16 protein-coding genes and 1 tRNA gene are annotated in these 24,798 nt (G+C 57.3%); 12 read left to right on the top strand and 5 right to left on the bottom strand.

Going from position 1 to position 24,798, the window contains the following annotated elements:
* Positions 1-276 precede the first annotated feature (276 nt).
* Entirely contained in the window at positions 277-1,590 is a 1,314-nt protein-coding gene (locus KT71_RS11045) for a M20/M25/M40 family metallo-hydrolase (protein WP_023659625.1), read from the top strand.
* A 34-nt stretch (positions 1,591-1,624) separates the two neighbouring features.
* Here the strand turns inward: KT71_RS11045 and KT71_RS11040 are convergent, their stop codons facing one another.
* On the bottom strand, positions 1,625-1,810 hold the full coding sequence (locus KT71_RS11040) for a hypothetical protein (RefSeq protein WP_023659624.1): 186 nt from the start codon (positions 1,808-1,810) through the stop codon (positions 1,625-1,627).
* Between the two features lie 250 nt (positions 1,811-2,060).
* Between KT71_RS11040 and KT71_RS11035 the strand changes: the two genes are divergently transcribed.
* Together KT71_RS11035 and KT71_RS11030 are read left to right on the top strand one after the other, a co-directional pair.
* Positions 2,061-5,267, top strand: coding sequence for a TonB-dependent receptor domain-containing protein (locus KT71_RS11035; RefSeq protein WP_008295322.1), 3,207 nt, complete (start codon positions 2,061-2,063; stop codon positions 5,265-5,267).
* A 52-nt stretch (positions 5,268-5,319) separates the two neighbouring features.
* Positions 5,320-8,205 (top strand): beta-helix domain-containing protein, encoded by a 2,886-nt coding sequence (locus tag KT71_RS11030; protein ID WP_008295323.1) that lies wholly within the window; start codon positions 5,320-5,322, stop codon positions 8,203-8,205.
* Positions 8,206-8,381: 176 nt separating this feature from the next.
* Here KT71_RS11030 and KT71_RS11025 read toward each other — a convergent pair whose 3' ends face one another.
* On the bottom strand, positions 8,382-9,659 hold the full coding sequence (locus tag KT71_RS11025; RefSeq protein WP_008295324.1) for a cytochrome P450: 1,278 nt from the start codon (positions 9,657-9,659) through the stop codon (positions 8,382-8,384).
* A gap of 196 nt (positions 9,660-9,855) precedes the next feature.
* On the opposite strand from KT71_RS11025, the gene pgi reads away from it, so the two are divergent.
* The 7 genes from pgi to KT71_RS10990 all read left to right on the top strand — a co-directional run bounded on the left by pgi (position 9,856) and on the right by KT71_RS10990 (position 17,736).
* Positions 9,856-11,538, top strand: a complete 1,683-nt coding sequence (gene pgi, locus KT71_RS11020) for a glucose-6-phosphate isomerase (protein ID WP_008295325.1) — start codon at positions 9,856-9,858, stop codon at positions 11,536-11,538.
* Between the two features lie 105 nt (positions 11,539-11,643).
* Positions 11,644-13,488 carry a propionyl-CoA synthetase gene (locus KT71_RS11015; protein ID WP_023659623.1) on the top strand — a complete coding sequence of 615 codons (1,845 nt, stop codon included), beginning with the start codon at positions 11,644-11,646 and terminating at the stop codon, positions 13,486-13,488.
* 233 nt (positions 13,489-13,721) lie between these two features.
* A complete protein-coding gene (locus KT71_RS11010; protein ID WP_008295327.1) occupies positions 13,722-14,087 on the top strand; it encodes a hypothetical protein in 366 nt (121 codons plus the stop codon).
* Positions 14,088-14,358: 271 nt separating this feature from the next.
* On the top strand, positions 14,359-14,877 hold the full coding sequence (locus KT71_RS11005) for a DUF3833 domain-containing protein (protein ID WP_238549416.1): 519 nt from the start codon (positions 14,359-14,361) through the stop codon (positions 14,875-14,877).
* Positions 14,877-15,314, top strand: coding sequence for a DUF3429 domain-containing protein (locus KT71_RS11000; protein ID WP_008295329.1), 438 nt, complete (start codon positions 14,877-14,879; stop codon positions 15,312-15,314). Before KT71_RS11005 ends, KT71_RS11000 begins: the two co-directional genes overlap by 1 nt.
* A gap of 68 nt (positions 15,315-15,382) precedes the next feature.
* Positions 15,383-16,666, top strand: coding sequence for an acetyl-CoA hydrolase/transferase family protein (locus KT71_RS10995; protein WP_008295330.1), 1,284 nt, complete (start codon positions 15,383-15,385; stop codon positions 16,664-16,666).
* Positions 16,667-16,734: 68 nt separating this feature from the next.
* A complete protein-coding gene (locus KT71_RS10990; protein ID WP_023659621.1) occupies positions 16,735-17,736 on the top strand; it encodes a zinc-dependent alcohol dehydrogenase family protein in 1,002 nt (333 codons plus the stop codon).
* A 104-nt stretch (positions 17,737-17,840) separates the two neighbouring features.
* Here KT71_RS10990 and KT71_RS10985 read toward each other — a convergent pair whose 3' ends face one another.
* Positions 17,841-18,962 carry a PilT/PilU family type 4a pilus ATPase gene (locus KT71_RS10985; protein WP_008295332.1) on the bottom strand — a complete coding sequence of 374 codons (1,122 nt, stop codon included), beginning with the start codon at positions 18,960-18,962 and terminating at the stop codon, positions 17,841-17,843.
* 1,000 nt (positions 18,963-19,962) lie between these two features.
* Positions 19,963-20,745 (bottom strand): NF038132 family protein, encoded by a 783-nt coding sequence (locus KT71_RS10980; protein WP_023659620.1) that lies wholly within the window; start codon positions 20,743-20,745, stop codon positions 19,963-19,965.
* 312 nt (positions 20,746-21,057) lie between these two features.
* Between KT71_RS10980 and KT71_RS10975 the strand changes: the two genes are divergently transcribed.
* Positions 21,058-21,134 (top strand) — tRNA-Arg (locus KT71_RS10975).
* A gap of 50 nt (positions 21,135-21,184) precedes the next feature.
* Complete coding sequence (locus tag KT71_RS10970; protein WP_008295334.1) at positions 21,185-22,453, top strand: metal-dependent hydrolase family protein; 1,269 nt, start codon at positions 21,185-21,187, stop codon at positions 22,451-22,453.
* 52 nt (positions 22,454-22,505) lie between these two features.
* Here KT71_RS10970 and KT71_RS10965 read toward each other — a convergent pair whose 3' ends face one another.
* Positions 22,506-24,797, bottom strand: coding sequence for an alpha/beta hydrolase (locus KT71_RS10965; protein WP_008295335.1), 2,292 nt, complete (start codon positions 24,795-24,797; stop codon positions 22,506-22,508).
* Between the last annotated feature and the right edge of the window lies 1 nt (position 24,798).

Here is a 24,798-nt window from a genome sequence, read left to right as displayed (position 1 = left end):
TTTCTGTCGGCGCATCGCTATTCCTCTCATGTTTTACATAGGGGCTTGTCTGTATATAAGCAGAGATGATTCCTTTGCGCTACTATTTTTTTGTTACGGATACAAGCATGCGTATGTCGCAATGATATAAAGAATTCACAATTTAGGCGGTGACCCCCGTTTGGCGTACTCCCGGGGCGAATTTGTGATCGCCGGGCACTCAGGGCACCATGGCGTTCGTTGCGCAATTAAGCATTACTCATCCACCATCTACTATCGACAACAAGGACTCCCCCTATGCCTTTTCGAGGATTGTGCGGCATCTTTTTGTTCATCAGCCTACTTTCCAGTGCCTATGCCCTGGATGAAACAGAGTCGGCTATTCGCGATGCCGTGAATCGCGGTGAACAAGAAGCCCTGGCGCTGCTGGAACAGGCGGTGAATATTAATAGCGGGACCATGAACACCGGGGGCGTAAAAGAAGTGGGCGAGCTGTTTGCCAAAGCCTTTGCTGATGCGGGTTTTGCCACCCGCTGGGTAGATGGTGCGCCCTTTGGTCGGGGAGGGCATCTCCTTGCCGAACATGGGTCCCGGGGGCCCAAGGTACTGCTCATCGGGCATATCGATACGGTTTTTGCAAAAGACAGCAGTTTTCAGCGCTTTCAGCGTGTCGATGAGCATCATGCCGCAGGGCCGGGCATCACCGACATGAAAGGCGGCGATGTCATCATCCTGCAGGCCGCAAAGGCCCTGGATGCGGCCGGCGTTCTCGACGAACTGCAACTGCGCGTGATTCTCACGGGCGACGAGGAATCCCGGGGACGCCCCCTTGATGTCGCAAACGCCGAGCTCATTGCCGCCGCCGACTGGGCGGATATCGCCCTGGGTTTTGAAGATGGCGACGGCGATCCGGGTACGGCGGTGACGGCCCGACGCAGCTCCAGCGAGTGGCAGCTGACGGTAACCGGGAAGCCGGCGCATTCTTCACAGATCTTCCGTGAGGACATTGGTTTCGGGGCGGCCCTGGAAGCGGCCCGTATCCTGGACGGCTGGCGAAAGGCTTTGTCGGCGATTCCCAACCTCACCTTTAACCCCGGGTTGGTCATGGCGGGTACCGATATGGACCACGATGAGGGCAACACCCGGGGTAAGGTCTTTGGAAAAAACAACGTCATCGCACAAACCGCGGTGGTCAGCGGCGGTTTGCGCGCTATCAGTCCTGCACAAATCGCCCGCGCCGAGGAACTGATGCGCGACATTGCTGGTGACAATCTCTCCCAAACCGCTGCGACCCTGAATTTTAATCACGGTTATCCCCCCATGGCTCCCAGTCCGGGCAATGATGAGTTGCTGAAGCATTACAGCGCGATCAGCGAAGCGCTGGGTTATGGCAAGGTCGCTGCTGTGGATCCCCGGCGAGCGGGCGCGGCCGATATTTCCTTTGTGGCTAGTCGGGTAAGCGCGGCGCTCGATGGCCTGGGTCTCATGGGCGATGGCGGGCACACGGTCGATGAAGTCGCTGACCTGCGTACCTTGCCCCAGCAGACCCAGCGTGTAGCGATTTTGCTCTACCGAATAGCCCGGGGCGACATAAGTCTCCCCGGAAATTAAGGAGAACCCCGCAGGACAGCCCGGGGCGCTTACCCTAGTCCAGCAGCGGCGTTGGGTCAGCGTTATCCCAGATACTGCCGCGATAAGCGCTGTTTCTTGAGGGCGTATGCTCTACCACGTCGATGTTGCCGCCGCCCTCGAGAAAATTGCGCACCTGCTCCGCAATGCTCTCCCGGAGCCGCTGTTTTTCCGCAGTATTGATGTTTGACGATTTTTCCATGGGGTCGCTCTCCAGATCGATCTCCAAAAAATCTCGGACTATCCTCTAAGTCCCTGATTGCAGAAAAAAGATAATTTTTTGAAGTTTTTGTGACCGCTCGGCAGTGAAAAGACCCGCCGATCGTTGTCATAAATTTGTCATATCTCGATAACATAAGCGTCACATTACGCCCCTAGGATGCGCGGATTGCTTTCATGGCTGGCGCGCAGCTGCGTGTCGCCACGTCAAAATTCCTGACTTAGAGGTCGTAATGACACAAGTGTTTGGCGCCCGGCGTTTTCTGCCAGTTTTGCTGTTCCTCCTGTGCTTCACTCACCCAGCCAAGGCTGCGGACGAACTTCTTGTCTATGTGTTCGATCAGGGCGCTGCCGTCGCCGGTGCCGCCGTGGCCATTGACGGCGAAGCCGTCGGGGTCACTCGACGGGATGGGTCCCTGTTTGTCGACCTCCCCGGCAGCGGGCAGCGGGTGCTTACCGTTACGAGCGCCGACGGTGCCAAGCAGCGTGATCGTTTTTCCTCCGCATCCGGGCAACTTGTCGATGTGATCGTCAATCTGGGAAGCGGTGACAATCAGTCCATCGTTGAGGTGTATTCCCGCACAGAGTCCACGGCGGACCGCCGGGAAGTGCCCACAGGTGAGCTGCAGATTACCGTGCGCAAGGGCTCTGATGCCGCCGCCAGCCAGCTAGTGGTGATTTCCAACGGCCAGGGGGGGGTATCCACCAATGCCCAGGGTGTTGCGACCAAGACGGTTCCTCGCGGTATCTATCGGGTCACCACCAACGGTGTCTCTCGCTCTGTGCGCGTGGTCGGGGGCGTAACGCGCGGGGTGCAAATTAATTTGCCCGAGGCTGACGCAGGCTTTTCTATTGCCGCACCGCAAATCGAGGAAGTCTTTGTCCTTGGAACCTTCGACGCCAGCGGTTTTGAACTGTCGGAGCGGGACACCAACCTGATTGTCGACACCCTGGGTGTCGAGGAGCTCGCGCGCTTTGGGGACTCCGACGTCGCCGCATCGGTGATTCGCGTGCCCGGCGTTGCGGTGCAGGACGACAAATACGTCTTTATCCGTGGCCTCGGAGGACGCTACGTCACGTCCACCCTGAACAACGCCACGATGCCGTCGACGAACCCGACCAAGCGTACGGTTCCCCTGGATTTGTTTCCCTCCAATTTCGTTAACCAGCTGGATATCAAGAAGACCTTCCTGCCGTTCATGCCAGGCGAGTCCACAGGCGGTAATCTGGTAATCAACACCAAGACCTTTCCTGACGAGCGTGCGGGGAGCATTACGGCGTCCCTGGGTTACGTGACTGACTTGACCGGAAACACCGTCGCTGTTGACCCCGCCGATGGCACTTTCGATTTTATCGGCTGGGACGACGGCTCGAGAAAAGAAAATATTCTCGTATCCACCATCGGCGACATTGTGTCCGACGGCGGAACTTTTACCGATGATGAAGGTAATACCTTTACGCTGCAGCAAAGCGTTCTCCGAGAGCTTCAGCGCTCCGCCGGTGTACTGCTTTCCCAGGACTGGGACCTCGATTTTTCCGAAACCACACCTAACGGCGGCCTCGGCGTTAACTACGGTGACCTGTTCTACCTGGGTGAGGGTGAGCTCGGATTTTATGCGGCGGTGAACTACTCCAATGAGTGGTCGCAGCGGGGTAACGGTATTCGACGGACCTATAGCGCCAGCGGGATCGTCGCGGACGATCAGAGTTACGAGTCCTATTCTCAGAACATCGATATCTCCGGACTTGTGTCCATCGGCTACAACATCGGCAACAACACTTTTGAGTGGAACAATGTGATGTCCCGCTCGACGGAGAGTTTTGTAGAACGCTCCGTAGGTCGCGAGGGCGATGAGTTTCGCTCGGTGTATCAGGCAACGAGTCAGTGGGAAGAGCGACAGTTCTTCTCCACGCAAATTGTCGGCTCTCACTTTTTAAACGAAGACGGATCTATCTTTGGCGAATGGCAGTTTACAGGCAGCCAGGCCCGCCGATATGTGCCGGGTCGAACCGATGTTCGTTTTAACGCCGAGGCGAATCTCACAGAGCCGGCGGATTTACGCGCGGGCTACGATTTTTCCAGCCCCAACGACGAGCAGGGCGATCTCCTCAACGGTTTCTTCTTTTCCTCGGGTAGCTCCTCCAAACGCTGGGATGATCTGACGGATAACAACTTCGACGGCTCCTTTGATATTACCTGGGATCTGTACGATGACGGTGCGAGTTTTGGACAGCTCCGCTTTGGTGCCCAGGCTATCTACCGCGAGCGTGACGCCGACAGTGCCACCTACGGTTACTTTAACAACGGCGCTGATGCCACCCTGAGCGCGTCGCCGAATGTTCTGGTGACGGACAATATTTTTGTCTGTGGCGAGGGGCCCGGAACGGTTACCTGCGAAGACAATACCCAGGGCGGTGTTCAGGACAGTCCGACGACCGGCTTTCTCTTTCAGGTGCGTACCCAGGTATCGGACGAATACGAGGCGAAGCTGGATTACAACAGCATCTATGCCATGTACGACCATACCTTTGACGGCGTATGGGAAGTGATTGCAGGCGCTCGGTACGAGCAGTACGAGCAGGTGACAGATACCTTTGACCTTACAACGGGTAACCCTGTTCAGGGCATCGTTGACGAGGGCAGCTTCCTGCCGGCCCTGGGCATCAACTGGTTCTACTCCGATACCCAGCAGTTGCGCCTGGCCATCAGCCAGACCGTGGCGAGACCGGATTTCAAGGAAGCCTCTAACGCGGTTTTCTTCGATAACGAATTCAACGTGCGTGTTCGTGGTAATCCCAATCTCACGGTCTCCGACGTTTTCAACGCCGATCTTCGCTGGGAGTGGTATTTCGGTGATAACGATACTGACAATGTTTCGGCGGCGGTGTTCTACAAGGACATGACGGACCCCATCGAGCGTGTTTATCAGGCCGCATCGGGAACCGCCAGTAACTCCCGGACCTTTCAGAATTCCGAAGCGGCGGAGCTTTACGGATTTGAAGTCGAGGGCCGGAAAGAGTTCCTGTTGACGGATGATTACAACAACACGCTCTTTGTGTCCTTCAACGCTGCTTACATCGAGTCTGAGGTCACGCTTCTCAGTGGCGATGCCCGCGCACTCCAGGGGCAGCCCGAATACACCGCAAACTTTGTCATCGGCTACGACAATGTTCCCGGCGGACATCAACTGACGCTTCTCTACAACCATAACGGTGAATCCATCGCCGACGTGGGAATTCTCGGCTTACCCAATGTGCTCCTGGAGGAGCGGGGTGAAATGAATCTCGTGTATCGCTACGACATTTCAGAGACGGCGTCCCTGAAGGCGCGTATCGAAAACATTTTTGATGCGGAAGTGGAATACACCCAGGGCGGTGAAGTTTTCCAGTTCTATGAAAAGGGCACTACTTTCCAGATCGGACTCGACTGGGAATTCTAAGCAGTACTAGAGGACCCAATCGGGTCGATAAAATCCACTAGGGAGTATAGTGATGAACAAGCAGTTTGTATTAGCTCTCGTAGCCTCCGGGGCCCTGGTGGGCCTGTCCGGTTGCTCCGAGGGCGATAGCGCATCGATTATTATCGAAGCGCCAACGACTGATACCGGCGGCGGCAACGTCTGCAACGGCGATGGCAGCTGTAGCGATGGCGGTGACGGCGGCGATGACGGTGGCAATGGTGGCGGCAATGGCGGTACCGATCCCACGGCCTGTCCCACGGGGACCGAAGAGGTGGCCTCAGGAACCTGCTTGCTCAGCGGCACCTATACGAGTGATCTGACTCTGGCTGCGGGCAACGTTTATCATTTGGATGGTCGGGTTAACATCGGTAACGGCAACTGCCTCCTCGCAGACGCTACGACCTGTGACAACGGTGATGCCCTGGTCAACGCGACATTGACCATTGAGCCCGGTGTCAGCGTACGGGGTCTCCCTTCAGATGATCCCCTGAGTGCGGCGGTGCTCCACATCACCCGCGGTAGTTCCATTAACGCTGTGGGTACTGCTGCAGCGCCTATTATCTTCTCTTCCGTTGACCCGGACTTTTCCACACCCGGCGAGTGGGGCGGCGTGCAGATTTCTGGTTTCGCACCCCACAACGCCTGTGACACTGATCCCTGTAACGTGGACGGTGAGGGCGAAGCAGGCTTTATAGGTGGTGATGATCCTGCGGACAACAGCGGCGTGATGCGCTATGTGGTTCTTGCGGAAAACGGTGTTGCCATTAACTCCGACGGTGATGAGATCAATGGTCTCAGCCTGAATGCCGTGGGCTCTGGCACGGAGTTTGATTTCATTCAGATCCACGAGACATCGGACGACGGTGTGGAGTTTTATGGAGGCACAGCCAACATCAAGCACCTCGTCGTTTCCAATGCCAACGATGACTCCGTTGACTGGGACGAAGGGTATCAGGGCAACATGCAGTTTGTTCTCGTCAAGCAGCACGGCGACGGCAGCGGTGAAGCGTTTGAAATGGATACCGAGGGCTCTCTCGCCTGGCTGTCCAAGCCAACAATAGTAAACACCACGGTCATCGCTGATAAGCAGGCCGACGACTCGCCTTTCATCACCCGCTTCAAGGACAGCACCGGTGGATTCTTCCACAACATGGTTATGACTGTTGCCGGCGATGCGACGGGCACTTTCGACACCTGTGCACAGATCGAAGACGGTGCCGAGGCCAACATCAATACCTCTCTGGTGTTCAATAACTGGATCCAGGATTGCTCCAACATCTCTGGTGCGGGTGGCATGCTGTCCAATGAGCCCTCCGTTGATAACGATTCTGTCGTTATTGCAGCGGCGGCCCTGGATGACATCCTGGCGTCTCAGGCGCCTGCGGCCTCAGGTATCACGGCCATCGATTGGGATGCCATTGGCGCTGCCTTTGATTTGCCCAGCATGGCGGACGGCGATCCTCAAGACTTCGATGCGAGCTTCTTTGAGCCCACGACGTACATGGGTGCGGTGAATCCTGATGGATCTGACCCCTGGTGGGCCGGCTGGACCCTGGACTTCGGTGCGGGTAACGCTATTCCTCCCGTAGTCGAAGGCTGCCCCGCAGGCACGGAAGAAGTTGAGGCTGGTGTATGCCGTCTCAATGGTACCTATCTCAGTGATCTGACGCTGACGGCCGGTAATGTCTATCAGCTGGATGGACGGGTGAACATCGGTAACGGTAACTGCCTCCTGACCGACGCGACGACCTGTCAGGGTGGTGCTTCTCTGGTGAATGCAACGCTGACTATCGCTCCGGGTGTATCCGTTGTGGGCCTGCCCTCTGATGATCCCCTGGCGGCCTCTGTGCTCCACATTACGCGCGGCAGCAAGATCAACGCTGTAGGTACGGCCATGGCGCCCATCGTGTTCTCTTCCGTTGACGACGATATCGTCGGACCGGGCGAGTGGGGCGGCGTGCAGATCAGTGGTTTTGCTCCGCACAATGCCTGTGACTCTACACCCTGTAACGTTGATGGTGAGGGCGAAGCGGGCTTCATCGGTGGTGAGAATCCTGCGGACGACAGTGGTGTCATGCGCTACGTGATCCTTGCGGAGAACGGTGTTGCCATTAACTCTGACGGTGACGAGATCAACGCCCTGAGCTTGAATGCTGTTGGTTCCGGCACGGAGTTTGACTTCATCCAGATCTACGAGACGACGGACGATGGTGTGGAGTTCTACGGCGGTACCGCCAACGTGAAGCACCTGGTGGTCGTGAACGCTAACGATGACTCTGTCGATTGGGATGAAGGCTTCCAGGGCAACATGCAGTATGTGCTCGTGAAGCAGCATGGCCAGGGTAGCGGTGAAGCCTTTGAGATGGATACGGAAGGCTCTCTCGCATGGTTGTCCAAGCCCACGGTGGTCAACACCACGGTGATCGCGGACAAGCAGGCGGACGACTCTCCCTTCATCATGCGCTTCAAAGACAGCACCGGTGGCTTCTTCCACAATATGGTGATCACGGTTGCCGACGATGCGACGGGTACCTTTGATACCTGTGCGCAGATCGAAGATGGCGCCGAGACCAACATCAACACCGCCCTGGTGTTCAACAACTGGGTGCAGGACTGTGCAAATGAGTCTGGTGCGGGTGGAACACTGTCAAATGAGCCGAGTGTAGGTAACAGCTCTGTGGTTGTAGAAGCGGCAGCGTTGGATGACATCCTGTCCTCCCAGGCTGCGGCGGCCTCTGGCCTCACCCCAATCGATTGGGACGCCATCGGTGGCTCCTTCGCGCTGCCCAGCGTGTCTGGTGGTGATCCCCAGGACTTCGATCCGGACTTCTTTGATCCCACGGATTACAGCGGTGCCGTGAACCCTGACGGTTCAGATCCCTGGTGGGCTGGTTGGACTGTTGAAGGTTCACTCTAAAGTAACTCTGAAGTGAGTGTTCTGGCGGCCTTCGGGCCGCCTTTTTTTTGCCTGTGATTTATCCTCCGGCAGCGTCCACGCCATGCCAAACGCACGATCACCAGGCTCTTCTAAATGCGAAGCAAAAAAAACCGCGAGCCCTCAGGGCCCGCGGTTTCGCCTTGGCTAATGAGTGCTCAGGCGCTTTTGGGGTGCAGAATAACGTTCAGTGATTTATAGCCTTTGACAAACACTGACAAGGTCCGCTCGGGCTCGCCAACGACCTCTATGCGGTCGAAGCGCTCGAGAATCTCTTCCCAGAGCGTGTGCAACTGCATTTCCGCCAGCTTGTTACCCATGCAGCGGTGGATGCCAAAACCAAAGGAGAGGTGCTTGCGCAGATTCTCGCGATGAATATCGTAGGCATCGGGATTATCAAAGAAGCGTTCGTCACGATTGCCCGATACATACCACATCACAACCTTGTCGCCTTTCTTGATCTGCTGACCACCCAGTTCGGTATCTTCGAGAGCTGTGCGGCGCATGTGCGCCAGAGGCGTCTGCCAGCGGATGGTCTCGGACACCATGTCGGGGATCAGGTCGGGATTCTTCTTCATGTCGGCAAACTGCTCGGGATGGCGGTCCAGGCAGAGCACGCTGGAGCTCATGGTACTGCGCGTCGTGTCATTACCACCCACAATCAGCAGCAGCAGATTGCCCAGATACTCCATGGGTTCCATGTCCTTGGTCTGCTCGCCGTGGACAAGACGGGAAATAAAATCGTTTGAGGGGGGCTCCTTTGCCCGCTGGTTCCAGAGGCCAATAAAGTACTCCAGGCAGCCCAGCATTTCCTGCTTCCACTCGTCCTCGGTCTCGACCATGCCCTGCCCGGGGAGGGTTGTGGTCATGTCAGACCACCAGGTGAGCTTGCTCCGCTCCTCATAGGGAAAGTTGAATAGGGTCGCCAGCATCCGCGTGGTGAGCTCGATGGAGACTCGCTCCACCCAGTTGAAGGGCTCACCCACGGGCAGATTGTCCAGCACATCGCGGGTGCGCTCGCGGATGATGGGTTCAAATTCCCGCAGCGCTTCGCCCCCTACCGTAGGGCTCACGGTCTTGCGCTGTACATCGTGCTTCGGCCGGTCCATGGCAATAAACATGGGCAGCTGAAAATCATCGTCCTGATCGCGGATGGTGATCGCCGGTTCCGAGGAGAAGATCTTGTGCGACGTGTCTACCGTCATGATGTCTTCGTAGCGCGTTATGGACCAGTAGGGCCCGAACTCGCTCTCGGCGCAGAAGTGCACCGGCGCCTCGTCGCGAAGGCGTTTGAACCAGGGCCAATGGACATCCGCTTCGAAAAGATAGGGGTTGGACACGTCAAGCTTTTCCAGGGGTACGGAGTAGGGGTCTACCTTGACCTGTTCTGGATCGTGCTCGGGTATTTTCGGGGAGGCAGGTGCCGGTGCGTTCATGGGTGACATCTCTTGTTGTTGTACTGTGCCTGATTGTAAGCAAAGTCATGCGGTAGGGCTACGCCCGCGCTGCAGAGCGATAAGATGTTCTCTCAGGCTTGAGGTCTGCGCCTGTGATGTTCTTCCCGGCGCTCATATTTGCCGCCCATGGGGTTTATCATGAGGGGAAGTAAAGCAGATAGACGAGCGGAGCGTTATGAGTAGCGAGGCGAGGGTTAAAGAGAGCGGCGAGGTGATTTGGGATGCCTTGCGTTTGGAACAGGAGGCGCTTGCCGATGTGCCCACGCTGGAACTCTTTGATGTCGATGCAGAGCGGGCCCGGGATTTTTCTTTGGAGGCGGCCGGGCTCTATCTTGATTACTCGAAGAACCACGTATCGCGCACTGCGGTGGACCTGCTCCTTAAGTTGGCGGATGCCTGCGACGTGCCCGAACGCATTGCTGCGATGTTCCGCGGTGATCGTATCAATGCCACGGAGGATCGAGCGGTTCTGCACACGGTACTGCGGGATCGCTCGGGACGGGAACTGCTGATTGATGGCGAGGATGTCTGCGCCGTCGCTACCCGCGAAAGGGATCGCATGTTGTCCTTCGTCGATGATATTCACAACGCCAAGCGTGTGGGCGCGACGGGTAAACCTCTCACCACCGTGGTCAATATCGGCATCGGTGGTTCTGACCTGGGGCCCGTAATGATCGTTGAGGGCTTACGACCCTATTGGATTGCCGGGCGGAGAAGCTTCTTTGTCTCCAACGTGGACGGGCAGCACCTGGGTGACACCCTCGTACAGCTGGACCCCGAGACAACGCTGTTTATCGTGGCGTCCAAAACCTTCAGCACCCAGGAAACCATGACCAATGCCCAGAGCGCCCTGGACTGGTTTCTTGCTCAAGGCGGCAGCCGCGAGGGCGTAAGGGATCATTTTGTGGCGCTGTCGACCAATCAAGAGGCTGTGGCGGCCTTTGGTATCGCGCCGGAAAACACCTTTGGCTTTTGGGACTGGGTGGGGGGGCGTTACTCCCTGTGGTCTTCCATCGGTCTGTCTATTGCGCTCCAGGTGGGCAGGTCTCACTTCCTTGAGCTTCTCGGTGGGGCTTTTGCGATGGACGAGCACTTTCGTCATGCGGCTCCTGGCGACAATATGCCGGTGCTGTTGGCGCTCATCGGTATCTGGAACCGAAACCTGGAGGATATCGGTGTACACGCGATTCTTCCCTATGACCAGCACCTGCACCGGCTGCCCGCTTACCTGCAACAGGCCGACATGGAGTCCAACGGTAAATCGGCCTGTCTGAATGGCCACTGGAGTGCCCTGAAAACAGGGCCGGTGATTTTCGGCGAGGCGGGTACCAACGGACAACACGCTTTTTACCAACTGCTTCATCAAGGTACGGACCTGGTGTCCTGTGACTTTATCGCTGCGGTGAACTCTCAAGGGGAACTAGGTGATCATCATCCCAAGCTTCTTGCAAATCTGCTGGCCCAGCCCCGGGCGTTGATGTGCGGTAAGTCTCTGGATCAGGTACGTAGGGAGCTGGTCGCCCAGGGCATGGATGCCGCCGCTGCAGAGGCCCTCGCTCCCCATAAAGTATTTGAGGGTGATCGACCCAGCAATACAATTCTTATGGAGCGCCTTACCGCCGAAAGTCTCGGGGCACTCGTGGCGCTGTACGAGCATAAAATCTTTGTGCAGGGCGTCATCTGGGGCATCAACTCCTTTGACCAATGGGGCGTGGAGCTGGGTAAGCAACTGGCCAGCGAGCTCCTGCCTCTCATCAACGGTGCCGTAAAACCGGCGCCGGGAGGGGGAGAGAGCGAACTGGACCCTTCGACGGCGCAGCTACTCGATTGGATTCGCCGACATCGGGCGGTCTCCTGAGCATCGGACGGCGTTTCCTAAAAGCGCTTACTACCATTGTCCAATAGCGGCGGCCCGGCGGGATAGCTAGGCTTTGCTAAAGGCTGCGGGAAGGACTTTACCCCTATGACAGTAACTGTTGACTGGATGTCGGAAGCGCAAAATATCTATTGGTATGAGGCACCCTCACGACTGTTGGATGAGTCTCGTCCGCCGTTCTATCGCTGGTACCCCGACGGCGTAACTAACGCCTGCTACAACGCGCTGGATTTACACGTGTCCCAGGGCCGCGGGGATCAGCTTGCGCTCATTGCCGACAGTCCCGTGACAAACCACAAAAGTAGCTATAGCTATGCACAGTTGCTTGAGGCCGTGGCCCGGTGCGCCGGTGCTATGGCTGCGCAGGGTGTGTCCATAGGGGATCGTGTGCTGATTTACATGCCCATGATTCCGGAAGCGGTTATTGGCATGCTTGCCTGTGCGCGTCTCGGCGCCGTGCACTCCGTGGTGTTCGGGGGCTTCGCCAGCCATGAGCTCGCTGTGCGCATCGATGATGCCACACCCAGGCTGATTCTCTCGGCGTCCTGCGGTATCGAACCCAGCCGCGTTGTCGCCTACAAGCCCCTCCTGGACGATGCTATTGATCAGGCGGCGCACAAGCCCGATTGTTGCATCGTGGTCCATCGTCCGGAGCTTGAGGCAGCCATGGTCGAGGGGAGGGATCTTGCCTGGCACGATGTGGTGCCGGATGCTCCCCTTCATGATTGTGTGCCTGTGCCGGCAAATCATCCCCTCTACATCCTCTACACATCGGGCACCACGGGGCAACCCAAAGGCGTCGTCCGCGATACTGCCGGCGGCATCGTTGCCCTGAAGTGGAGTATGAAAAGTATCTACAACGTGTCGCCGGGAGAGGTCTTCTGGGCGGCCTCCGACGTGGGCTGGGTTGTAGGGCACAGTTACATCGTTTACGGCCCGCTCTTCAGTGGTAACACGACACTGCTCTACGAAGGTAAACCCGTGGGTACACCGGATGCCGGGGCTTACTGGCGGGTTATAGAGGAGCACAATGTTCGCGTGTTGTTCACGGCGCCCACGGCTTTTCGGGCTATCCGAAAGGAAGACCCCCATGCACAGCTCATGGCTGATTACGATCTCACGGGTCTAAAAGCTCTGTTCCTCGCAGGAGAGCGCTGTGATCCCGACACGCTTCACTGGGCGGAGGAGCAACTGTCCGTACCGGTGATTGACCACTGGTGGCAGACAGAGACGGGCTGGCCCATCTGTGCAAACTGTCTGGGTTTGGAAGCCTTGCCGGTAGTACCCGGATCACCGGCACGGGCGGTGCCGGGCTATGACGTGGTGGTTCTCGATGAGCAGGGCGAACTTGTAGAGGCGAACATTATTGGAGCTCTCGCTATACGCCTGCCCCTGCCGCCGGGCACCTTTACGACGCTGTGGAATGCCGACGAGCGTTTTGAGAGCGCCTATTTCTCACGCTTCCCCGGCTTTTACGAGACGGGAGACGCGGGCTACATCGATGACAATGGCTACGTGTTCGTCATGGCGAGAACCGATGATGTCATTAACGTCGCCGGTCATCGCCTGTCCACCGGCGCCATGGAGGAGGTTCTGGCTGCGCATCCGGATGTTGCTGAGTGTGCGGTTATCGGTGTGGCGGATGCCCTCAAGGGGCAGCTGCCCCTGGGGTTGATCGTCCTTTCCGACGGTGTGTCCCGCCCTGACGGGGATATTGTCTCGGAGGTCGTTGCCTCTGTCCGGGAGGCTATTGGTCCCGTTGCGGCCTTTAAGCAGTGCTACATCGTCAAACGATTGCCAAAAACCCGTTCGGGGAAGATTCTGCGCCGCACCATGCGCGATATCGCCGACGGACAGCCGTTTAAGGTGCCCGCGACCATTGATGATCCGAGTATTCTCGATGAGATACGCGCGGCAATCGGAAGTCGCTGAGGTCTGACAATGTCAGCACATGGAGCCTTGCAATAGCCGTTAACGCCTGACGCACAGCGGCTGAATTTCCACCGTGGCAAAAAATGATTCTCACTCATGTTTACTGTCACTTTTCGGTCGCGCTTTTGTCATTTGATAGTCACCTTGATGTCATCTAGTTGTCATTTTTGTGACACATAAGTGTCATATTTCACCGTTATGGTGCACGCATTCAAACTTTTGGTCTTTTCGTTATGAAACTCCACAATGTAGTTTTTTCAGCCTTAGTCGCAGCGATCGTCAGCCTGCCGGCCCAGGCTCTCACCCTGAGCTCGGTTGAACTCAGCGCCGCAGAGCACCTGGGTTGCGTTCTTGCCGACGATGCCCTGGGCTATCTTAATGAAGAGCAGTTCAACGCACGCTTTGATGAGGCCGTTGGCGATCTTTCCGATGCACAGGTTGATGTGATTTACGCCAAGGCCCTGGGTTATATCGACGGCCTGCTCTTTGGTGTGTCTTCCGGCGATAGGGATATCGCCCACAGTCGCCTGGAAAGCTTCAGTAACAGCGAGACCTGTGCTTACGGCACCCAGGCGGTAAGCCGGACGGTGTCGCTGTAAACTTTTTTCTGATCGGGTGATCCGATCGCATTCGGGGGGGCGTATCAAGCTCCAGTAACGCGCAAGCGTTGCGGCAAACACCATCTCTCCCCCAGATGGCTGTATTTTTTAACCCGACCTTTTGGTCGGGTTTTTTTTGCCTGCGATATGCGCCGCAGCCGTAACGATTGGTTTCCCCCGGGGTGCCACGTGATCCCCCCGGAGGCCCCCTGCGTAATGTTTCCCATCAAGGTATTTGGATGTGTGTATGCGTGTTACCCGGACTGTATTGTTGCTTGCGCTGTCAGTGATGCTGACGGCTTGCGGCAGCATCTCTGTTGAGGACTATGCGGGGGAAGAGCCCAGGTTTGAGCCGGAGCAGTTCTTCGACGGGCCGCTGGTTGCCCGCGGCGTTCTCAAAGATCGCGGCGGCAGGGTTATCCGTCGTTTCACGGCAGACATCAATGCCTACTGGACCGACGGCATCGGTACCCTGGAAGAAGATTTCCTGTTTGACGATGGCGAAGAGAGTCGGCGGGTATGGACTTTGACGCCAGCGGGTAATGGGCAGTACGTTGCTACCGCCGGCGATGTGGTAGGCGAGGGGCGTGCCAGTGTGGCGGGGAACGCGATGTTTCTCGACTACGTGCTCCAGGTGCCCTACGGCGACGGCACCATCAATCTCAAGATTGACGATCGCATGTATCTTCTCACCCCCGACGTCCTTATCAACGAATCGCAAATGCGAAAGTTCGGTTTTCGCGTCGGTGAAATCGTGCTGAGCATCGAACGCCTGGCCCCCTCCGCCTGATGTCCATGCGTTTGATGCAGGCCCTGGGTGTCGCCGGGTTGATACCCTTTATCGTTGCATCCCTCGGGGTAATGTTTCTCGACGACCTGCTCCTGGCCCTGTCCCAGCGCAGCTTTCTTTTATATTCCACAGCTATTCTGTGTTTTCTGGGCGGCACCTTGTGGGGTGAAACCCTTCCCGAGCCCGCGGCGGGGCAGGGCGCAGCTATTCTCATCAGCAATGGTATTGTGCTCTTCGCTGTGCTGGCGATGCTGACAGCACAGCCGCTTTTGGCAGCCCTGCTGCTGATGCTGGGACACCTTGCCCTCCTCTGGTATGAGCGTCAGCTTCCCCATCGGGCTGATTGGTACACGCGTATGCGAAGCTGGTTGACGTTCATCGCAGTGCTTACCCATCTGATGTTCAGCATCGGCCTGACTATGCGGGCGACGCCCTAGCGGAATCCGTTGCGGTAAGCGCGCGTCGAAGGCTAGACTCGGTGCACTTTCTTTCGGAAGCTGGTCCCATGAAGTACTGCGATAGCGCCCTGGAAGCCGTAGGCGGGATTCAGAGTGGCGAGTACATTTGGTCTCACTCCATGGCGGCTACGCCGGTGCTCCTGCTGGATGCCCTGGCGGAACACGCCACCTCCTGCAAGGACGTTACCCTGATGCAATTGCACCTGGAGCACGCGGATCAGGTCACGGCGCCGGCCCTGGAGGGTCATCTGCGTCATCGCTGCTTTTTTGCAGGACGGGAAACGCGAAAACTCATTAACGACGGCCGTGCTGACTACGTACCGATGTTCCTCTCGGAGATCCCCAAGCTGTTTCGGAAGGGCGAGCAGCGGGTGGACACGGCATTGATTCAGGTTTCTCCCCCGGATCGCCACGGCAATTGCTCCCTTGGGATTTCCGTGGAAGCCACGAAGGCGGCCTGCGACGTCGCGGGCAGGATTGTCGCCCACATTAACCCCCTGATGCCGCGGACCCATGGCGACAGCTTCGTTAACGTGCGGGATATACATAGCGCCTTTCAGCAGTCCGAGCCCCTGATCAACGTGGTGAGCAAAGGCAGTACGGATACAGAAAGCCGCATCGGGGCAAATGTCGCCAGCCTCGTGGATGACGGCGCCTGTTTGCAGATGGGTATTGGTGCGATCCCCGATGCAGCACTGCGCTGTCTGGGAGACCATAAGGACCTGGGTGTGCACACAGAAATGTTTTCCGACGGCGTGCTACCCCTCCTGGAATCCGGCGTCATTAACAACGCCAGAAAGAAGATTGCCACGGGCAGAAGTGTCACCGGATTTACCATGGGCAGCGATGCACTCTATGCCCATGTCCATGACAACCCGGAAGTGACTTTTCTCGATATCGAGTTTGTAAACAATCCGACGGTGATCGCCAAGAATTCCAGGGTAACCTCCATCAACAGTGCCCTGCAGATCGACCTCTCGGGTCAGGTCTGCGCTGATTCCATCGGTCATCAGATCTATTCCGGCGTGGGAGGGCAGGTGGATTTTGTTCTAGGAGCGACCTATTCGGAGCACGGCAAATCGATCATTGCTCTTCCCAGTACGGCGCAGAAAGGCGCGCTCTCGCGACTGGTAACAACTCTTGCAGCGGGCGCCGGCGTGGTCACCACCCGTGCTCAGGTCGATTATGTTGTCACGGAGTTTGGCGTGGCGGAGCTGCGGGGGCGATCCCTGGGGCAACGGGCAAAGGATCTTATTGCCATTGCCCATCCTGACTTTCAGGAAGCGCTGTTAAGGGAAGCCCGGGATACGCTGAAACTCAAACTGTCCTAGGCGCTCTGCGCGGTAGCGGGAAAGCGGGCGAAAATTTCTTATCTCACATGCAAACGCAGGAGACAGGCATGCAACACATCTATGTCACAAAATCCGGCGGCCTGGACGGCCTCACCCTGGGTGAGACTGAACCCCGGGCTCCCGATGCCGGCGAAGTTCAGGTACGGGTACAGGCGAGTTCTCTCAACTATCACGACTATCTGGTAGCGGCGGGGCTCCTGCCCGTGGACGACCACCGAATACCCATGTCCGACGGCGCCGGTGAGGTGACAGCAGTGGGTGAAGGGGTCACGGATTATGCTGTGGGTGATCGCGTGATGAGCTGTTTTTTTCCTAACTGGGAGGACGGCGGTGCGACTCTGGAGGGGCTTCTCGGAGTGCCCGGGGACCATGTCGATGGCTTTGCCAGTGAGACCGTCACCATGGCCGCCAGCGCATTTTCTCCCATGCCCGGGCATATGAGCTTTGCAGAGGCCGCGACTCTGCCTTGCGCTGGTCTGACAGCATGGCGGGCGCTGGTAGAGGAGACGAGTCTGCAAGAGGGGGAGTGGGTCCTTGTGCAGGGCACCGGGGGTGTCAGTATTTTTGCTATGCAGATTGCCAGGCATCTTGGTTGCAAAGTCCTGGCGACGTCTTCGAGCGAAGCCAAGCTCCAGAAGCTCAAGGAACTGGGCGCTGATGAGGTTATCAACTACCGCGAGGAGCCGGAGTGGGGCCGTCGGGCGGCAGAGCTGACCGGCGGTGTCAGCCTCGTTGTCGAGGTGGGCGGCCCCGGCACGGTAACCCAGTCCGTGCGGGCCCTTCGTGTTGGCGGTGCCATCAGCATGATTGGGGTGTTAACGGGAATTTCCGGCGATGTGCCCCTGGCGGAATTTTTTCAGCGCAATGCGACCATGTCGGGAATTACCGTGGGTTCCCGACAGCATCAGGCCAATATGACCAAAGCCTTTGAGGACTGGGAATTGCGTCCTGTGCTGGATCGCAGTTTTCAGCTCAAGGAGCTGACCGAAGCCTTCCGCTATCAGGAAAGTGGTCAGCATTTTGGGAAGATTGGTCTGGATCTGAGCTAGCCCCCAGCCTGACGTCGGCTGGATTAGCTCTGAATACACTTCTCCATGGATTCTGGAGGTCAAAAGAGGTTCCCAGGCCCCGGCAGGGGCCGGGAGCACGCTTCCTAGCGACGATCTATTTCATCGAGCTCCAGATCAACGTTGTCAAAAGCGTCGCCCTTATTCAGGCGAATATGCAGGGACACATTGTTCTTGGAATCTGAGTACTCAACAGCGGTCTCCGCAGAAATAGTGCCTTTTTCGTAGAGTGCAATGAGCGCCTGATCAAAGGTACGCATCTGGTATTTGCTGCCCTGCTCAATGGTGTTGCGTAGCTCCGTAAGGTCCTGCTTGGTGATCAGGTCCTGCACGCGAGGAGTGTTTACCAGGACTTCCATGGCCGCGCACTTGCCCCCGTCTATGGTGGGCACCAGTCGCTGGGAGATGATGCCCCGGAGGTTCTGGGCGATTCTGACCACCTCGTTGGCCTGATCTTCCGGCGGGAAAAAAGTCATCATTCGTTCAAGCGCAGAAACCGCGTTGTTGGCGTGAAGCGTGGTCAGACACAGGTGACCCGTGTTCGCGAACTTGAGGCCAAATTCCATGGTCTCGTGGTCGCGGATCTCCCCCAGGAGAATCACGTTGGGGGCGGAGCGCATCGCTGAGCGTATACCGGTGCTATAGCTTTCCGTGTCGACGCCAATCTCCCGCTGGGCGACCACGGAGCGTTTGTGGTTATGGAGATATTCGATGGGATCTTCCAGCGTGAGAATATGCCCCGCCGCATTTGTATTGCGATGATCAATCATCGCGGCAAGGGATGTCGATTTACCCGAACCCGTGGCACCGACCACGACGACAAGACCATTTTTTTCCATCACCAGGTCGTTGAGTACGGTGGGTAGTCCCAGTTCCTCCACCGTGGGGATATCGTTGCGCACGTAGCGAAACACCAGGGAGGTCTCGCCGCGCTGGCGGAAAGCAGAGCCACGGAAGCGTCCCAGATTAGGAACGCCGAGGCTGAAGTCCACCTCGCCGTGTTCCTCAAACTCCATGATCTTTTTGTCGGAGGCGATGCTCCGAAAAATGTGGTCTACCTGTCCTGGCTGCAGCTGCTCACCGAGCCAGGCAAAGCCGAAGGGGCCTTTGATGAGTATTTTTGCACCCGAGTGGAAATAGATGTCTTCGCCTTCCTTATTGACCATCAGGGCCAGATAGGGGGCAATTTCGAGATCCATGTCGCTCATCGCTGCTACCTCTTTTGCTGAAGCTTTGAGTATCGCATTGCTCGTGGGGCGCGAAAAGCGTTCTTTGAGGCTGGGGTGCCTGGGGAGTTTCCGCTAAACTGCGGTCTCCACCCGCCTGTAGCTCAGCAGGATAGAGCAGCCGCCTTTTAGGGGTTCTAGACTTTCTACCTGTAGCGAAGTTTAAGAGCCATCGGGGCGCAGGCATGGAACTAACAGATAGGTTATTCAGAGGCGTTACGGTAAATCAGCGCACTGAGCACGCTGAGGATAGCAGGCCACAAGATACATTGAGTTCGACACGGGTCCTGATCTTGCGCGGTAATACTAGGGGTTACAAAACAAAGTTGATTTGCCACAAATCGGGCGGCTAGTGATTTTTTAAGAGCATCGCACACTATCTCGAGCCTGGTGTTGGTGCAGCGAGTGAGCGCTTCGACAATTTTGAGGATCATAGCCCACCGAGGGATGAGACCGTACGCGCTGTTGGCGCCCCCCCACGGAAGTAAACCTTCAGACAGTCACACTGGAACAACTCGTGCGATCTTAAGTTCGCGAGAACTGCCAGCCACACAGTCCTATCTGGCTGAAGCAGCAGGGCATCGCCGACCACGAGCCAGTAGCCCCTCACGGCGGACTGCCAGCGGATGAACTCAGCGAGGATTACGTTGTGGCCATCATAAACGCCGCACTGGCCTGAGGAGCGTCTAGATTTCCACAGGAGAGTTTCACAGAGATCTAGGCTCCCGAAAAGCGTATGGGTAAAAAGCGTGTACTACGCGGTGATGGTCCAGATAGTAGCTGGTAACGTCTGTAAAGCGGGAGCGGATTATAAAGATCACACAGAATCTCGCTGAGGCTATCATTACTTTTGAATTGAACTGGTCGATATCCTCGGGGCTGCCTCGACCATACAGGCATCGTCGAGGCCCCCCCACCTGAGCTCGGAGCGGGGCGCATAAAAAAGCCCGCCGAAGCGGGCCGTTAGGAGTTTTGTCCTTGCTTAGGCCTTCTTGCGCCGCTTCCAACCCAGTCCGGCAAGGCCGAGACCAAACAGTGCGAGGGTGGCCGGGGCTGGTACATCGCTTGGCGGCTCGATTGGCTCCCCCCCTACTGTGATCCCGTCGTAGGCGAGGCCTGTGTTGACAACATCATCGCTAATATTGGTCACGCCGAATTCCAATAGGTAGTTGCCTGCACTCGCGATTTCAAATTCTGAGCGTATCCAACCTGTGCTTCCGCAGCCAAGGTCGAAACAGGTCCCTGAATCACTTCCCAGCGGGCTCCAATCAGTGGCGTTATCAATAATATCCGCGCTCGCCGGCGTTATTGTTGCTGAAATAGCCGGTAAGCCAAAACCCGGAACTGTTGAGCCTATTGTGACAGTACGAGCAGTGAACAATAACGCACTTTCTGTAAGGTCAGGATTCAGAAGCCTCGCCCACGCGTAGTCACTAAATTCTGAGGAACCATCAGCAGTCACGAAGTTAAAGTAAAAATCCAACAAATCGCCGGCCATTGCAGAAAAGATATCGGTCTGGAATACCGATCCGTTAGTCTCTCCTCCCACGCCCAAGTTAGGTGCGCCGACTATGCCTCCATCCGTGGTCACAAAATCGTAATCACCACCTTGCGGGGACGAAGTCACATCTCCGTCCGGGCCGAGCGTTCCGCACGTCCCTATGCACAGAGACGCTGACGCTGTTTGGGGCATTAACGCCGTTGCAGCAAGTAGCGCAGCGCCACCTAAAAAAGACTTTCTCGTCGTTGTGTAAATCGGGTTCATCTAATTGAGCTCCGTGTTTTAGTCCACCGCCCCTGGTAACGCTAAATGCATACCGTTTTCGAAGAAATATAACAAAAACATATGGTTAGATTTTTCTGCACATTTGGAGTGAGCTTCGGCTGTAAAAAATCTTGACATCGCCGGTTCTGCCCTTTCTTAAAACCTCCTCTAGCGATTAACTTGTTCTTCGCCGGCGTTTTCGGTCTCCGCCGTCTATTCCACGGTGCGCGTGCGGGGCTTTTGATACAATCTCCACGCTCTGGTGATATCGCTAGGGCAAAAAGAAATATAAGAAGTCTTACCTACAATCATCCGCCTGTAGCTCAGCAGGATAGAGCAGCCGCCTCCTAAGCGGCAGGTCGCAAGTTCGACTCTTGCCAGGCGGACCACATTCAGAGCCCGGGTGGGTAGAGACCTCGGGCGTCGTTCAAGGCTGCCTATGAACCGTATTTTTCTCCTCGTCCTCATCAACGCGCTGCTGGTGAGTCTGTCCGCAAGAGCCGATGTCACCTTATTGGAACCTGAGCGGGTGTTCGACGGCCGGGAGCTTCACGAGGACTGGATTGTCCTTGTGGCGGATGAAGCGATTCTCTTTGCGGGTCCCCGCGGCGAGGCGCCCGATGTTGCCGTTGAAAGCACCCTGGAACTCGCGGGCCAGACACTGTTGCCCGGGCTTATCGAGGGGCACTCCCATGTGCTTCTGCACCCTTATAACGAGACGCCCTGGAATGATCAGGTGCTCAAGGAGTCAGAAGCCGAGCGGGTGGTGCGCGCCGTCAATCACGTTCGTGACAGCCTTGCTGCCGGCGTCACGACCATGCGCGATCTTGGCTCTGAGGGTGCGGGATATGCCGACGTGTCGGTGCGCAACGCTATCGCGAAGGGACTGATTCCCGGACCGAAATTGCTCGTGGCCGGCCGCGCCATCGTGGCCACGGGTAGCTACGGCCCCAAGGGCTTTCACGAGGGTGTTACGGTGCCCCTGGGAGCGGAAACCGCGGATGGCTACGACGATCTGGTTCGCGTGGTGCGCAGCCAGATCGGTCGTGATATCGACTTTGTGAAGGTCTATGCCGATTATCGTTGGGGCCCCGGGGGCACCGCTGCGGCGACCTTTTCCCAGGAAGAGCTCAAGACGATTGTTGACACCGCTCGGAGCAGTGGTCGCGGCGTAGCGGCCCATGCCTCCACGTCCGAGGCTATACGTCGCGCGGTGCTTGCCGGGGTCGAGACCATCGAGCACGGCGACGGCGCGACGCCGGAGGTGCTCCGTCTTATGAAAAAGCATGGCGTTGCCTTATGTCCCACCCTGGCGGCCGGTGACGCCATCTCCCGGTATCGTGGCTGGGTAAAAGGCCGGGATCCCGAGCCGGCACGTATCACCCAAAAACGTGCCTCTTTTCAGGCGGCGCTGGATAGTGGTGTGGACATCTGCTTCGGCGGCGATGTGGGGGTGTATCCCCACGGCGACAATGTCCGGGAGCTGGAGATGATGGTGGACTACGGCATGACACCCGGGGATGCCCTGCACGCTGCCACCGCGGGCAACGCCGAGCTGTTTCACCTCAGCGACACCGTGGGAAGCGTGAAGTCCGCTCTCCTGGCGGATCTGATAGCGGTGCGCGGCAATCCCCTGGAGGATATCGCTGCTCTGCGTAACATCACCCTGGTTATGAAGGCGGGCGTTACTTACAGCATCCAGAAATAACGGTTAAAAGACATAGCGGTTAAAAGACATAGCGGTCAAAAGTACTCGCCGGTCATAAACGTCTGGCACTGCCGATGTTGTCCAGGATGAGGACGCCGGCCGCGCTCTGATCAAAGTCCAGACGGAGGCTGCGCACGTCTTCCAGAGAGAGCGATGGGTTGACGCTTGTAAACGCAGCGAAGGGGATTTCGACATACTGCAGCACGGGCTCCCAGAGCGCGTGGTACTGCGCTTTGTTTCGCCGCGCATTTTTCAGGTATTGGACACGCACTGGCGGTATGAGCTGTGCGAAATCAGAAACCAGCACAGTGGCTTCCTGCGCGTTTTTTCCGATAAGGCTGACGCTGAAGTCAGGGACCGTCGGGGCAGCGGAATCATCGGTTTCTGCATTCTCTGAATCTGAAGGGGCGCCTGCAGATTTTTCGAGGGAACCGCTCACGGCAAACACCAGGGAACGCTCCGTGGTGATCAGGCCGGTATCAATGTTGCTGATCAGATAGCTGGCGCCGGGAGTCTCCCAGCCCAGGACCACGGCATTGCTGCCCTGAAGTCGTTTGTCTCTGTGCTGCAGCGCTTCCTCGCGCCATAGAGCGAGATCTTTCACGCTGATACGGGCACCATCGGCACTGCCCGTAGCCGTATCAATGTCCTCTTCAAAGTCCGCGATGGGCGCAAAGCTTGAATCCATGAACTGATGGACATAGCTCTGCCTTGGCAGCCAGGGGGAAAGGCTACGGGGATCCTTCAGGTAGCTCAGGAACCGGCCGTCACCGTGCAAGGATGCTTCTAAAAAGGCGGAAATGTAGATTTTGGCGGCTTTGCGCTGGTCCTCTCCGGGGATTATTGGCGCGGTGTTCAGGCTCCAGGCACCCGGGGGAGAGTAGTCATAGCGCCCCCAGCCCGAGTTGAACTGGCCGTGGTTTGCGCCGTGCACATAAACGCCTGCCTTGAAATGGTAGTCCGCGGTGCTGAGGCTGATGCGGTTCATCTGTCGGAGCCCGTGATAGGCGGGCTCGTCGCTGTCATAGCTTCCGTGAATGGTAAAAAAGTCCACGTCCTGCAGCTTCACCCGGCGATGGTAGCGCTGATCAACCTGCGCAATGGCCACGAGGGCGCGAATGTTAAAGCCATAGTCGAAGGCAACGGTGGCGTCATCGGGAAAGTGGCTGAGGCGGTTAAAGCTGTGAGCGATGGACACCGCCTCACCCCCACGGGAGTGCCCGATAAGCGCAAGCCTGTTCATATCGATTTTGTCGCCAAGGGGGTGGCCCGGTGTCTGGTTCCAATCCCGCCATTGCGCCAGGTGTTCCAGGAGCAGCCACCCCCTGGCGGCCATTTCCTTGCCCTGAAAGTCCCCGGACCAGCTGCCATTGATATAATTCTGATCGACGGACACGGTGATGAAGCCGCGGTTCGCAAGAAGTTCGCCAAGGTAGGCATAGCCATCATCGGAGTAGTCTTCCATGCCATGGTTGCCGTGGACGATGAGCACCAGGGGAAAAGGCCCTGCGCCCTCGGGCATCCAGACGCGGCCATTGAGGGGAGCCTCTTCGAGACCAAAGCCCCAATAGGACTCGCGCATTCGTTTTTTCAGAGATACCCACTGGGGTAATAGCTTTCGGGCGTCCACGGTGCGGCTGTCTATGTCCCGATTGCTGCCGAACTCCGGGCGTCGCAGATTATTGCCGGCCCCATAGGTGAGGGTCTTTACCGTGTACAGGCCGGGGGCGGCGGGATTGCCGGCGTTGCCAGGATCGTCAGCGATGGTCAGGAGCTCGGGGAAAGCACCGTCATCGGGATAAGGATTGTGTCCATCACTCATCAAGGACCACAGGGTCCCCGCGCTTACGGTTATCAGGCTCACCGTCAGGAGAACCAGCAAGCCGCGGTGCGCTGCCCGCAGCAGGGTCAGGTGTTTTTTCCACACCAGAAAAACAATACCCGCCAGCAATCCCAGGGTCAGGACCAGGCCTGTGAGAGAGCCAAAGGACAGGGCATCGCGGGAGAGGTCAAGCTGCCACTGAGGGTCATCGAGGAGGGTTCTGGCGATACGGGCAGGGCTGTTTTTGTTGAGATACCACAGCGCAAATATCGAACCACCCCCAACGCTGAGAGCGGCGAAGGGGATGCTGTGGGTCAATTTCAGGGCGAGGGCAACAACGATGGCCCCGGTGATGACCGCCACGAGGCCGAGACCCAGCCCCAGAAAAAATTCCGTAACGTTTCCAAGCCCCGTGTCCATAAGTGCCACGTTAATGGCACTCAGGAGCATCACCGTGAGGCCCACGGTAAGCGAACCGATGGGCCAAAAGCGGTCGCTATGCCGCGAACGCTGTCGTTTCATG

The organism is Congregibacter litoralis KT71, assembly GCF_000153125.2.
Lineage (GTDB): Bacteria > Pseudomonadota > Gammaproteobacteria > Pseudomonadales > Halieaceae > Congregibacter > Congregibacter litoralis.
Note: the sequence above shows the minus strand (reverse complement) of the source record. Positions and strands in the feature narration are given on the sequence as shown.

Coding starts and splice junctions, on each gene's coding strand:
- KT71_RS11010 (WP_008295327.1), top strand. CDS start 13,722: ATGAAACTCCACAATGTAGTTTTTTCAGCCTTAGTCGCAGCGATCGTC.
- KT71_RS11045 (WP_023659625.1), top strand. CDS start 277: ATGCCTTTTCGAGGATTGTGCGGCATCTTTTTGTTCATCAGCCTACTT.
- KT71_RS11040 (WP_023659624.1), bottom strand. CDS start 1,810: ATGGAAAAATCGTCAAACATCAATACTGCGGAAAAACAGCGGCTCCGG.
- KT71_RS11015 (WP_023659623.1), top strand. CDS start 11,644: ATGACAGTAACTGTTGACTGGATGTCGGAAGCGCAAAATATCTATTGG.
- KT71_RS10970 (WP_008295334.1), top strand. CDS start 21,185: ATGAACCGTATTTTTCTCCTCGTCCTCATCAACGCGCTGCTGGTGAGT.
- KT71_RS11035 (WP_008295322.1), top strand. CDS start 2,061: ATGACACAAGTGTTTGGCGCCCGGCGTTTTCTGCCAGTTTTGCTGTTC.
- KT71_RS11025 (WP_008295324.1), bottom strand. CDS start 9,659: ATGAACGCACCGGCACCTGCCTCCCCGAAAATACCCGAGCACGATCCA.
- KT71_RS10965 (WP_008295335.1), bottom strand. CDS start 24,797: ATGAAACGACAGCGTTCGCGGCATAGCGACCGCTTTTGGCCCATCGGT.
- KT71_RS10990 (WP_023659621.1), top strand. CDS start 16,735: ATGCAACACATCTATGTCACAAAATCCGGCGGCCTGGACGGCCTCACC.
- KT71_RS11000 (WP_008295329.1), top strand. CDS start 14,877: ATGTCCATGCGTTTGATGCAGGCCCTGGGTGTCGCCGGGTTGATACCC.
- KT71_RS10995 (WP_008295330.1), top strand. CDS start 15,383: ATGAAGTACTGCGATAGCGCCCTGGAAGCCGTAGGCGGGATTCAGAGT.
- KT71_RS10980 (WP_023659620.1), bottom strand. CDS start 20,745: ATGAACCCGATTTACACAACGACGAGAAAGTCTTTTTTAGGTGGCGCT.
- KT71_RS10985 (WP_008295332.1), bottom strand. CDS start 18,962: ATGAGCGACATGGATCTCGAAATTGCCCCCTATCTGGCCCTGATGGTC.
- KT71_RS11030 (WP_008295323.1), top strand. CDS start 5,320: ATGAACAAGCAGTTTGTATTAGCTCTCGTAGCCTCCGGGGCCCTGGTG.
- pgi (WP_008295325.1), top strand. CDS start 9,856: ATGAGTAGCGAGGCGAGGGTTAAAGAGAGCGGCGAGGTGATTTGGGAT.